General features: G+C 59.0%; 8 protein-coding genes. 4 read left to right on the forward strand and 4 right to left on the reverse strand.

Annotated features, from left to right (window positions below):
• Nucleotides 1-110: 110 nt before the first annotated feature.
• The 4 genes from M5C01_RS28350 to M5C01_RS28365 form a co-directional block, all read right to left on the reverse strand.
• Complete coding sequence (locus tag M5C01_RS28350) at nt 111-1,709, reverse strand: ABC transporter substrate-binding protein (protein ID WP_152741212.1); 1,599 nt, start codon at nt 1,707-1,709, stop codon at nt 111-113.
• A gap of 297 nt (nt 1,710-2,006) precedes the next feature.
• A complete protein-coding gene (locus M5C01_RS28355) occupies nt 2,007-3,632 on the reverse strand; it encodes an ABC transporter substrate-binding protein (RefSeq protein WP_152741211.1) in 1,626 nt (541 codons plus the stop codon).
• Between the two features lie 257 nt (nt 3,633-3,889).
• The gene (locus M5C01_RS28360) at nt 3,890-5,491 is read right to left on the reverse strand and encodes an ABC transporter substrate-binding protein (protein ID WP_152741210.1); all 1,602 of its coding nucleotides are present in this window, start codon (nt 5,489-5,491) and stop codon (nt 3,890-3,892) included.
• Between the two features lie 100 nt (nt 5,492-5,591).
• Nucleotides 5,592-6,302, reverse strand: coding sequence for an SIMPL domain-containing protein (locus M5C01_RS28365; RefSeq protein ID WP_152741209.1), 711 nt, complete (start codon nt 6,300-6,302; stop codon nt 5,592-5,594).
• Between the two features lie 435 nt (nt 6,303-6,737).
• On the opposite strand from M5C01_RS28365, the gene M5C01_RS28370 reads away from it, so the two are divergent.
• The 4 genes from M5C01_RS28370 to M5C01_RS28385 all read left to right on the forward strand — a co-directional run bounded on the left by M5C01_RS28370 (nt 6,738) and on the right by M5C01_RS28385 (nt 11,852).
• On the forward strand, nt 6,738-8,048 hold the full coding sequence (locus M5C01_RS28370) for a hypothetical protein (RefSeq protein ID WP_152741208.1): 1,311 nt from the start codon (nt 6,738-6,740) through the stop codon (nt 8,046-8,048).
• 160 nt (nt 8,049-8,208) lie between these two features.
• Nucleotides 8,209-9,468: an ATP-binding protein gene (locus M5C01_RS28375; protein WP_100941239.1), complete on the forward strand. Its 1,260-nt coding sequence runs from the start codon at nt 8,209-8,211 to the stop codon at nt 9,466-9,468.
• A complete protein-coding gene (locus M5C01_RS28380) occupies nt 9,465-10,025 on the forward strand; it encodes a response regulator transcription factor (RefSeq protein WP_100941240.1) in 561 nt (186 codons plus the stop codon). Before M5C01_RS28375 ends, M5C01_RS28380 begins: the two co-directional genes overlap by 4 nt.
• A 96-nt stretch (nt 10,026-10,121) precedes the next feature.
• On the forward strand, nt 10,122-11,852 hold the full coding sequence (locus M5C01_RS28385; protein WP_103494726.1) for an ABC transporter ATP-binding protein/permease: 1,731 nt from the start codon (nt 10,122-10,124) through the stop codon (nt 11,850-11,852).
• The last annotated feature ends 47 nt before the right edge of the window (nt 11,853-11,899 follow it).

Genomic DNA, 11,899 nt, shown 5'->3' on the forward strand with positions numbered 1-11,899 from the left:
GGTGGACACATTATTTGCTTGCGCAATCGTTTGCTTGGCAGAGTTTTGCCGAATTTCGGCTGCAAGTTTGCGTAGGGGCGAAATTCGCCCCCACAGCGCGGGTCACGGTTTTATTGTTCGATACTGACGCCCGAGAATGTGTTCCGGCCAAAGGGACTGACCTTGAAACCTTCGACTCTGGTGCTCAGCGGCTGGCTGACCGTCGAATGGGCGATGGGTGTAATCGGCACCTGTTGCTTGAGCAACTGCTGGGCCTGTTGGTAGAGCGCCACGCGTTGATCGTGGTCGGTGATGAGCTTGGCCTGTTTGATCAGCTTGTCGTATTGCGGGTTGCACCACATTGAATAGTTGTTGCCGCCAATCGCGTCGCAACCGTAGAGGGTGCCGAGCCAGTTGTCCGGGTCGCCATTGTCACCGGTCCAGCCGATCAGGCTGATGTCGTGTTCGCCATTCTTGGTCCGTTTGATGTACTCGCCCCATTCATAGCTGACGATCTTCACCTTCAGGCCGATCTTCGCCCAGTCGGCCTGGAGCATTTCAGCCATCAGCTTGGCGTTGGGGTTGTACGGGCGTTGCACCGGCATGGCCCAGAGGGTGATCTCGGTGCCTTCCTTGACGCCGGCGGCCTTGAGCAGCTGGCGGGCTTTTTCCGGATTGTATGGCGCGTCCTTGATGCTCTCGTCGTAGGACCACTGGCTCGGCGGCATGGCGTTGACCGCCAGTTGCCCGGCGCCCTGGTAGACGGCATTGAGAATGCTCGGTTTGTTCACCGCCATGTCCAGCGCCTGGCGGACCTGGAGCTGGTCGAAGGGTTTGTGCTGCACGTTGTAGGCGATATAGCCGAGGTTGAAACCGGGCTTCTGGATGACCTGCAGCTTGGGGTCTTTCTTCAGCCCGTCGACATCGGCGGGGCGCGGGTGCAGGGTGATCTGGCATTCACCGCGCTTGAGTTTCTGCACCCGCACCGAGGCGTCGGTGTTGATGGCGAAAATCAGCTGGTCGAGCTGGACCTTGTCCGGGTCCCAGTACTGCTTGTTGGCCACGTAGCGGATCTGCGCGTCTTTCTGATAACGCTGGAATACGTACGGCCCGGTGCCGATGGGCTTCTGGTTGATCTCGCTGGGTTTGCCGGCGGCGAGCAACTGGTCGGCGTATTCGGCGGAAAGAATCGCGGCGAAGCTCATGGCGATATTCTGGATGAACGCGGCATCGACCGAATTGAGGGTCATGACCACGGTCAGCGGCCCGGTCTTTTCGACCTTGGCAATGTTCTTGTTCAGGCTCATCCCGTTGAAGTACGGAAACTCGGTGGGGTAGGCCTTGCGAAACGGCTGCGCGGGATCGAGCATGCGGTTGAAGGTGAACACCACGTCGTCGGCGTTGAAGTCGCGGGACGGTGTGAAATAGGCGGTGGTGTGGAACTTCACGCCACGGCGCAGGTGGAAGGTATACACCAGGCCATCCGCTGAAATATCCCAACTTTCGGCCAGCGCCGGTGCGACGGAGGTCTCACCTTTGACGAACTCCACCAGCCGGTTGTAAAGCGGCTCGGCGGCATCGTTGTCGGTGGCGGTGGTGTACTGCGCGGTGTCAAACCCGGCCGGGCTGCCCTCGGAGCAGAACACCAGGCTGCCGGCAGCCTGGGCAAAAGGGGCACCCGCCCACAGGGCGGCTCCCACCAAAGCGGATAAAGTGAAGGTCTGGCGCATGACGGTCCCAATCCTTTTGTTATTGTCATCGGCGAACAATAGCCGTGTTGGGGACACGGGAAATATCGCCGATCAAGTCAGTGAATGCAGCAATGCCGCTCGTGAACGCATATCAGCGAAGTCTTGACGTTACGAGGCCAAGTCGATGCGGTAAATGCGTAGAGCCTTAGAGAGCTGTAGGAAAACTCTGTGCAGCGGTCATCCGTTTGCGTGTTTCCGCCGACGGATTCCGGACAATTCCTGCAATTCTGGCGGGGAGGTGAAGACAACGTCCTAGGACGTTGTCTTCGCGCAACCTCACTTGCTGACGCTGACGCCGTAGAAGGAGTTCAAGCCGAACGGGCTGATCTTGAAGTCCTGCACCTTGGCGCTCATGGGTTGGTACACCGTCGAGTGTGCGATAGGTGTATAGGGGACTTGGTCTTTGAGGATGTGTTGCGCCTGCTTGTACAGCTCGGTGCGTTTGGCCTGGTCGGCAGTCGACTTGGCTTCCTTGATCAGGTCCTCGAAAGGTTTGTAGCAGAACTTCGAGAAGTTGTTGCCGTTGACCGCATCACAGCCGAACAGCACGCCCAGCCAGTTGTCGGGGTCCCCATTGTCACCGCTCCAGCCGATCAGCATGGCTTGCTGCTCGCCGCCCTTGGCCCGCTTGAGGTATTCGCCCCACTCGTAGCTGACGATCTTGACGTTGAGGCCGATGTTCTTCCAGTCGGACTGGAGCATTTCAGCCATCAGCTTGGCGTTGGGGTTGTACGGACGCTGGACCGGCATGGCCCACAGGGTGATCTCGGTGCCTGGCTTGACGCCGGCTTCCTTGAGCAGTTCCTTGGCTTTTTCCGGATCGTACTTGGCGTCCTTGACGGTGGTGTCGTAGGACCATTGGGTCGGCGGCATGGCATTGACGGCCAGTTGGCCGGCGCCCTGGTAAACCGATTCGATGATCTGCTTCTTGTTCACCGACATGTCCAGCGCTTGGCGTACGCGCAGGTCAGCCAAGGGGTTGGCGGCGGTCTGGTCCTTGAGGACCGGCATCACGTTGTAGGCGATGTAACCCAGGTTGAAGCCGGCCTGTTCAGGCATCTTCAGGCTGGTATCGGCCTTGAGCGGGGCGATGTCGGCCGGACGTGGGTAGGCGGTGATCTGGCATTCGCCTTTCTTGAGCTTCTGCGCGCGTACCGACGGGTCGGTGGTGATGGCGAAGATCAGGTTGTCGACCTTGACGTCTTCAGGCTTCCAGTAGTCCTTGTTCCCGGTGTAGCGGATGTTGGAGTCTTTCTGGTAGCTCTTGAACACGAACGGACCGGTGCCGATCGGCTTCTGGTTGATGTCGCTGGCCTTGCCTTCCTTGAGCAGCTTGTCGGCGTACTCGGCGGACTGGATCGAGGCGAAGCTCATCGCCAAGTCCTGGATGAACGCGGCGTCCACGGTTTTCAGGGTGAACTTGACGGTCTTGTCGTCGAGTTTTTCCACCTTGGTGATGTTGCCGTCCATGCCCATGTCGGTGAAGTACGGGAATTCGGTCGGGTACGCCTTGCGGAACGGCATGTCCTTGTCGAGCATGCGGTTGAAGGTGAACAGCACGTCGTCGGCGTTGAAGTTACGCGTCGGCTTGAAGTAGTCGGTGGTGTGGAACTTGACGCCTTCACGCAGATGGAAGGTGTAGCTCAGGCCGTCCGGGGTCACGTCCCAGCTGGTCGCCAGGCCAGGAATCACGGCGGTGCCGCCACGTTCGAACTGGCTCAGACGGTTGAAGACGGTTTCCGCGGAGGCGTCGAAGTCGGTTCCGGCGGTGTACAGGCCTGGATCGAAACCGGCCGGGCTCCCTTCGGAGCAGAACACCAGGTTAGTCGCGGCGACGGCGAACGGTGCGCTGGCCAAGAGGCCTGCGCCGACTAAAAACGGAATGACTGCTTTTTTAAGCATGGTGGCCTCATGATTTGTTGTCATTTTTGGTTTTGAGGACGACCTCGTGAGTCGACCTGCGGATACTTATGCAGGCCCCATACCCATTGCAAGATGCAGATACGTGCGAAGCCTCAAAGAGTGGCACGAACGTACACGAATGTCGCATATGTGTAAATTCTGACGCATTTGACAGGTTTCGAGGGTTTTTTCAGGTGCGCGGGGCGCACTTCAAGCGGGCAACCGGGGCGTCTGGCGCACCCGGTTGGGGCGTTAAGTTACTGGCCCAGGCTCACGCCGTAGAAGGGTGTCAGGCCGAAAGGGCTGATCTTGAAGTCGTGCACTTCCTTGCGCATCGGCTGGAACACCGTCGAGTTGGCGATCGGGGTGATCGGCACCTGTTCCTTGAGGACTTTCTGCGCCTGCTGGTAGAGCTTGACCCGTTCGTCATGGTTGCTGCTGAGCTTGGCTTTCTGGATCAGTTGATCATAGGCCGGGTCGCACCATTTCGCGTAGTTGCTGCCCTTGACCGCGGCACAGCTGTAGAGCACGCCGAGCCAGTTGTCCGGGTCCCCGTTGTCGCCGGTCCAGCCATAGATCATGACGTCATGCTCGCCGTTCTTGGCGCGCTTGATGTACTCGCCCCACTCATAGCTGACGATATTGGCCTTGATTCCGACCTTGGCCCAGTCGGCCTGGATCATCTGCGCCGACATCCGCGCGTTGGGGTTGGAGGCCCGTTGCACGGTCATCGCCCACAGGTCGATGCTGGTGCCTTCGGCCACGCCGGCTTCCTTGAGCAGCGCGCGGGCCTTGGTCGGGTCGTAGGGCGCGTCCTTGATGGTCGGGTCATAAGACCACTGGCCTGGTGGCAAGGCGTTCTGCGCCAGTTGGCCGGCGCTCTGGTAGACGGCCTTGATGATCGCCGGCTTGTCGATGGCCATGTCCAGGGCCTGGCGGACCTTCAGCTGGTCCAGGGGCTTGTGGGTCACGTTGTAGGCGAGGAAGCCGAGGTTGAAACCTGGCTGCTGGAGCACCACCAGGTTCTTGTCCTGCTTCATGATCTCGATATCGGCCGGGCGCGGGTAGCCGCTGACCTGGCATTCCCCGGCCTTGAGTTTTTGCAGGCGGGCGGCGGCATCCGGGGTGATGGCGAAGATCAGGTTATCGAGTTTGACGTCCTCGGGTTTCCAGTAGTCCTTGTTGGCCACATAGCGGATCTGCGAGTCCTTCTGGTAGCGCTTGAACACGAACGGCCCGGTTCCCACCGGCTTCTGGTTGATGTCGGCGGCGCGACCTTCCTTGAGCAGCTTGTCGGCGTATTCGGCGGACTGGATCGAGGCGAAGCTCATGGCCAGGTTCTGCACGAAGGCGGCGTCGATATGGTTCAGGGTGAAGCGCACGGTCTGCTCGTCGAGTTTTTCGACGTTCTTGATCGTGGTGTTGAGGTCCATATCGCTGAAATACGGCGATTCCGAAGGGTAGGCCTTGCGGAACGGATGATTGGCATCGAGCAGGCGCTGGAAGGTGAAGAGCACGTCTTCGGCGTTGAAGTCGCGGCTCGGCTTGAAGTCGTCGGTGGTGTGGAACTTCACGCCGGAGCGTAGATGAAAGGTGTAGCTCAGGCCGTCCGGAGCAACGTCCCAACGGGTGGCCAGGCCGGGCTCGACCTCGGTGCCGCCGCGCTTGAACTGGGCCAGGCGGTTGAACACGGTTTCGGCCGAGGCGTCGAAGTCGGTGCCGCTGGTGTACTGGCTCGGGTCGAAGCCAGCGGGGCTGGCTTCGGAGCAGTAGACCAGGGTCGAGGCCGCCTGGGCCAGGGGTGTACAGGCCAGCAGGGTGGCCGCCAGCAGCAGCGGTTTGAAGGCAATCTTTTCCATTGAAAAGCCTCGAAGGTGCGTAATAGAGCGGGGAGGGTTCCGACTCTAGCACGGCCTATCGAGGCCTTGGTGCCGACAATCCGGGGTCAGCGAAGAGTGTTTACTGCTGGACCTCGATCACCCCCTCGGCATTCATGTTGACTTGTGCCTTGCCGGCTTCCACGTCCGGTGTCGGCGCGGCATCCATGGCTGGGGCTTTCATCATCATCATCGCGCCACGGGCGTACGGCTGTGGATAACCATTGCTGCTGAGGTTCAGGTTGACGATCTTGTAGCTCTTGCCGCCCAGGGCCTCGGTGGCCAGTTGGGCGCGTGCCTTGAACGCGGCGATGGCTTCCTTGAACAGGGCATCCTCGCTGGTCTTGCGGGTGGCGGTGGAAATGGCGAAGTTCATGCTTTCCATTTTCAGGTCCTGCATCAACTCACCGGTCAGCTTGGACAGCGCGGCGAAGTCGGCGCTTTCCAGGCGCAGCTCGGCGCGTTCGCGCCAGCCGGTGATCTTCTGGGTCTTGTTGTCGTAGATCGGGTAGCTGTTGCGGCTGCCCTGGCGCAGGGTGATTTCCTTGACCGCCTTGGCCTGGCCCAGTGCCTTGTTCAGGGTGGTGGTGATATCGGCGGCGAGCTTGGCCGGATCGCTGTTCTGCGCCTCGGTATAGAGGGTCACGATCATCAGGTCGCGGTCCACTTCCTGGCTGGCTTCGGCACGCAGGGAAATCTGGTTGTAGTGCGGCTCGTCGGCGGCCAGGGCCGGCAGGCTGGCCAGGGTACTGAGGCTGATGGCGAGAAGGGCGGCGCGGCGCGTGAAGTGCATAAAGGCTCCTTGGGATTCGATGCGCGGGTGGTGTCGGGCAGTCCCGCGTGCAGGCATCAGACTACGCCGGGATTGTCCGGTTCGCGTCGTTACAACTTCAATACATATAGCGGCCACTGCCCACGAGGTTGCGCTGTTTTTACCCGTGGGCGCAGATCGACACAAGGCGGCTTTTCACCGTGCTGGCGGCATTCAACGCTTGTACGTCGGTAGCGTAGGGAGTGGTTGCGCGTCTCATGGACGACTTTGAGCAAAGACAGAGAATGCACAAATTATACGAGAAAATTTATGTCTTTATACTTAGATCAATCGCTGATCGTTAATAAGGGTTTTTATATCTAATCCATCTAGTGAACTGTCATTTCTGACAGGTGACGATTTACTATCAGGCGCGTTAATGTCTTTTTTTCGTCAATCCTTATGGAGGGTTAATATATGACTGGTTCAAATGATTCAAGCGAAAAAGCAGAGGTTCGGGGTAGCCTGGACTATACGTTTGGTGTGGCCGGTAAAGTTTATTTGTTTGATGGCACCGGAGTTTATCTGCAGCCCTGCGCTACTCATATACTCCCAGACGGAAAAATACTGTGCGCAGCCTACTCGGTTCAGCTTCAGACGACCTATCTGATCAGGCTTGATGATCGGGGTGTTGTAGATGCAAGTTTTGGTAGTGCGGGGATTTCTCGATTTAAGCTGTCTGATTTTTTTCCAGGGATGGGGCTGGCGCAACCTTATAATGTGAAATTTGATGTTGATCGTAATAAGGTTGTGATGGGTTTCTTTGTCGGTGATGGATCTAATACCGGAGTCACGGGGTTGGCAAGGTTTGAGTTGAATGGGAATTTAGATGAGGATTTCGGGATTGACGGGGTAATGATCTGGAGCTATGAAGATACAAGCAATGTTCCGTGGGCAGCGGTTTCACCTGATGAGGAGGCTATACGAAACGCCGGCTCCCGGAGTTATCATGGGGCGATGGCGTTACTGGATGACGGCGGCGTCATGATTCTGTCGACTCTCCATGTTGGTGTTTTTGATGTGACTTTTCTCACGAAAGTGGGTAATGATGGTTTCCTGGACAAAACATTTTGTGAAGTGGGGTACAAGTCTATTTCTCGAAATAATCGGCATGTCTGGGCCGAAGACCTTTTGCGCCAAGGTGACCATTTTTTGGTGGCAGTCACCTCTCGCTTTACTGGGGCGGGGGAGTGGTTTATTGCCAGATATGATGCTGATGGTAATTTGGATACTCATTTTGCGACCGATGGCTACTATGATGGCCCGCCGAGTGTCAAAAACGTCATTTTGCCTAGGGTGAGCGACGCGAAATTGTATTTTGTCGGGACCTCTGCAAATACAGCCTCCCAGCATTTGTTCATTGTGCTCCAACGTCGTGGAATGGATGGCCAGGTGGATCCGCTTTTTGGAGAGCAAGGATGGGGTGGCTCTGTCGGTGGTCCAAACACGGCTGACACTGTGGTCTGGAAAGCGGCGCTCTATAATCCGCGATCAACCGTGGTCGTTGCAGGCTCTGTTGCACTTGCCTCTTCTGGCTTTAGTAAAGTTTTTATTGCCAGCATCGAGCAGGATATGGGGTGGGACGGTGCTTTTGGTAATGAGGGGGTTGTCATGTTCGACGGTGAGGCCATTATCAATGGGCTTTCTGTACAGCCGGACGGGAAAATTATCTTCATTTACAAAGTGGACCAGTCCGCCGCCTTTGCTCTGGTGCGATTGCATGGATAAACAGTGGCGTTCAGCCGGCCGTTGAATCGTTTTCCAATGGCCGGTCTCACAACGCTCGCTGATGTCTGCCGACTGTGGCGGTTTGCCGCACATTCGCCTGTCCGCGCCCCGGCTGGTTATACTCGTGGCGATCCGCCTGGAGCGCTCATCAGGAGAGCTCATGCTCGCCCCCGTTCAGTTGTTGTCCGCGACCCGTCAGAACCTCTGGCGCCTGACCTTTATCCGTATTCTGGTGCTGGCGGCCCAGGCCGGTTCCGTGGGTATCGCCTACTGGTTCGACCTGCTGCCGTTGCCCTGGCTGCAACTGGCAATGACCCTGGCCTGTTCCATGGTGCTCTGCGCCTTCACCGTGGTGCGCCTGCGGACTACCTGGCCGGTCACTGAACTCGAATACGCCGTGCAACTGGCCTGCGACCTGTTTATCCACAGCGCCTTGCTGTATTTCTCCGGCGGCTCGACCAACCCCTTCGTCTCCTATTACCTGGTACCCCTGACCATCGCCGCCGTGACTTTGCCCTGGCGCTATTCGGTGGTGCTCTCCGGTGCGGCGCTGGTGCTCTACACCTTGTTGCTGGTGCAGTTCTACCCGCTGGAAACCTTCCCGATCTCTCGGGAGAAGCTGCAGATCTATGGCATGTGGCTGAGCTTTGCCCTGGCCGCCGCGGTGATCACGTTCTTCGCCGCGAAGATGGCCGAGGAATTGCGCCGCCAGGAAGAGTTGCGCGCCCTGCGCCGTGAAGAGGGGCTGCGGGACCAGCAACTGCTGGCGGTAGCGACCCAGGCCGCCGGCGCCGCCCATGAATTGGGTACGCCCCTGGCAACCATGAGCGTGCTGCTCAAGGAAATGCGCCAGGACCATTCGGACCCGCTGCTCCAGGACGACCTGAGCGTGCTCCAGGACCAGGTCAAGCTATGCAAGCAGACCTTGCAGCAACTGGTCCGCGCCGCCGAGGCCAATCGCCGGCTGGCGGTGGAGATGCAGGATGTCACGGTCTGGCTCGACGAAGCGCTGAACCGCTGGCACCTGATGCGCCCGGAAGCCAGTTACCGCTTCCAGCGCCTTGGCCAGGGCGATGTGCCGCGCCTGGCGCCGCCGCCGGACCTGACCCAGGCCTTGCTCAACCTGTTGAACAACGCCGCCGATGCCTGTCCCGAAGGCCTCGAAGTGCAGTTGGACTGGGATGAGGAAAACCTCACCATCAATATTCGCGACCACGGCGCCGGAGTGCCGCTGGCCATCGCCGAGCAGATCGGCAAACCGTTTTTCACCACCAAGGGCAAAGGCTTCGGCCTGGGCCTGTTCTTGAGCAAGGCCAGCGTGACCCGCGCTGGCGGCTCGGTGAAACTCTACAGTCATGAGGAAGGTGGCACGCTCACCGAGCTGCGCCTGCCCCGTGTTGCCCGAGGAGAAGAAGCATGAGTGACGAGATCCAGGTCGAAGGCGAGGAACTGCCGCACCTGTTGCTGGTGGACGACGACGCCACCTTTACCCGCGTGATGGCGCGCGCCATGAGCCGCCGTGGCTTTCGCGTCAGCACCGCCGGTTCCGCCGAAGAGGGCCTGATCCTGGCCCAGCAGGACCTGCCGGACTACGCCGCGCTGGACCTGAAGATGGACGGCGATTCCGGCCTGGTGCTGCTGCCCAAGCTGCTGGAGCTCGATCCGGAGATGCGCGTGCTGATCCTCACCGGCTATTCGAGCATCGCCACGGCGGTGGAAGCGATCAAGCGCGGGGCCTGCAACTACCTGTGCAAGCCGGCGGATGCCGACGACGTGCTGGCGGCCCTGCTCTCCGAGCATGCCGACCTCGATACCCTGGTGCCGGAAAACCCGATGTCGGTGGATCGCCTGCAATGGGAGCATATCCAGCGCGTGTTGACCGAGCACGAAGGCAATATCTCCGCCACCGCCCGCGCCCTGGGCATGCATCGGCGGACCTTGCAGCGCAAATTGCAGAAACGGCCGGTGCGGCGCTGAACCGCCGCTGAACGAATCCTTTTCAAATCGCGCTACGCCGGGCGCGAATCATCTATGATCGGTTGGTGAAATTTCTTACGCCAACCGAGCCTTAGAATGACTAAGAACGCTGAATATTCCGCGGTCAACGATGCAGTAGAAGGGCATTTTTTTCGTAGGGTCTGGCAACTGGCCTCGCCTTACTGGCGCAGTGAGGAGAAGGGCAAGGCCTGGCTGTTGCTGATCTGTGTGGTGGCCCTGTCACTCTTCAGCGTCGGCATTTCGGTCTGGCTGAACAATTGGTACAAGGATTTCTATAACGCCTTGCAGGAGAAAAACGGTGCGGCCTTCTGGCACCTGATCCTGTATTTCGGCGGGATTGCCGCCGTGGCCATCCTCGGCGCGGTCTATCGGCTGTACCTGACCCAGATGCTCACCATCAGTTGGCGCCGCTGGCTGACCGAGCAGCATTTCAAGCGCTGGCTCGAGCACAAGAACTACTACCAGATGGAGGCAGGCGGGAACACCGACAACCCGGACCAACGGCTGAGTGAAGACCTCAACAGTTTTACCGCCGATACCCTGACCCTGGGCCTTGGCCTGTTTCGCACGGTGGTCAGCCTGGTGTCGTTCTCGATCATCCTCTGGGGGGTATCGGGGAGTATCGAAGTCTTCGGTATCAGCATTCCCGGCTACATGTTCTGGTGCGCCTTCCTCTACGCGGCCGTCGGCAGCTGGTTGACCCGGCTGATCGGTCGCCACTTGATTCCGTTGAACAACCAACAACAACGTTTTGAGGCCGATATGCGCTTCTCGTTGGTGCGGGTTCGCGAAAACGCCGAAAGCATTGCCCTTTATGATGGCGAGCCGAATGAAACGCAGCGCCTGAGCTCGCGTTTCGGCAAGGTCTGGTCCAACTACTGGGCGCTGATGCGAGTGACCAAGCGCTTGACGTTCTTCACCGCCGGTTACAGCCAGATTGCGATCATCTTCCCGTTCATGGTGGCGGCACCGCGCTATTTCGCCGGCAAGATCCAGCTCGGCGAGCTGATGCAGATCAACTCGGCGTTCGGCAATGTGCAGGAAAACTTCAGCTGGTTTATCGATGCGTACTCCAACCTCGCGGTGTGGAAAGCCACCTGTGACCGTCTGCTGAGTTTCCGCCAGGCCATGCTCGACAATGAAGAGCGTGTTCCGGCCATCGACGTGCAGAGCCAGGGTGAAGCCTTGCAGGTGAACAACCTGGAGCTGGATCTGGCGGACGGTCGGCATCTGCTGGCCGGTGCGAACATGAATGTGGCTCCGGGCGAACGGGTGATGCTCAGCGGGCGTTCCGGCACGGGCAAAAGTACCCTGTTGCGGGCCATGGGCAATCTCTGGCCACGGGGCGGTGGCAGTATCCGGTTGCCGGCCGCGCGCTCGCTGTTCCTGCCGCAGAAACCTTACCTGCCGATTGGCAGCCTGCGTGAGGCAATGAGTTATCCGCAGCCCAGCGATGCCTACTCGGATGAGCGTTATCAGGAGGTCTTGCAGACTTGCCGTCTGCCGCACCTGGCCGGGCGCCTGGAGGAAAGCAATCACTGGCAACGCATGTTGTCCCCGGGCGAGCAACAGCGCCTGGCCTTCGCCCGTGCGCTGTTGTATGCGCCGCAATGGCTGTTTATGGACGAGGCCACCTCGGCCATGGATGAAGAAGACGAAACAGACCTCTATCAGGCCCTGATCGATCAGATTCCGGGGCTGGGCATTGTCAGCGTCGGCCATCGCAGCAGCTTGAAGAAATTCCACCCACGGCATCTGCGGATCGAGCGTGGACATCTGGTCACTCAGGAAGCGGTCAGCGCATAGCCAACAGTGATCGTACAACCCGGTTGAGCTATGATGCGCGCTCAGCC

This window comes from Pseudomonas sp. MWU12-2319, assembly GCF_023242525.1.
Taxonomy (GTDB): Bacteria; Pseudomonadota; Gammaproteobacteria; order Pseudomonadales; family Pseudomonadaceae; genus Aquipseudomonas; species Aquipseudomonas gingeri_D.

What these genes read in the sequence shown, in the direction of transcription:
- M5C01_RS28385 (WP_103494726.1), top strand. Translation starts at nt 10,122, where the DNA reads ATGACTAAGAACGCTGAATATTCCGCGGTCAACGATGCAGTAGAAGGG.
- M5C01_RS28360 (WP_152741210.1), bottom strand. Translation starts at nt 5,491, where the DNA reads ATGGAAAAGATTGCCTTCAAACCGCTGCTGCTGGCGGCCACCCTGCTG.
- M5C01_RS28370 (WP_152741208.1), top strand. Translation starts at nt 6,738, where the DNA reads ATGACTGGTTCAAATGATTCAAGCGAAAAAGCAGAGGTTCGGGGTAGC.
- M5C01_RS28375 (WP_100941239.1), top strand. Translation starts at nt 8,209, where the DNA reads ATGCTCGCCCCCGTTCAGTTGTTGTCCGCGACCCGTCAGAACCTCTGG.
- M5C01_RS28355 (WP_152741211.1), bottom strand. Translation starts at nt 3,632, where the DNA reads ATGCTTAAAAAAGCAGTCATTCCGTTTTTAGTCGGCGCAGGCCTCTTG.
- M5C01_RS28380 (WP_100941240.1), top strand. Translation starts at nt 9,465, where the DNA reads ATGAGTGACGAGATCCAGGTCGAAGGCGAGGAACTGCCGCACCTGTTG.
- M5C01_RS28365 (WP_152741209.1), bottom strand. Translation starts at nt 6,302, where the DNA reads ATGCACTTCACGCGCCGCGCCGCCCTTCTCGCCATCAGCCTCAGTACC.
- M5C01_RS28350 (WP_152741212.1), bottom strand. Translation starts at nt 1,709, where the DNA reads ATGCGCCAGACCTTCACTTTATCCGCTTTGGTGGGAGCCGCCCTGTGG.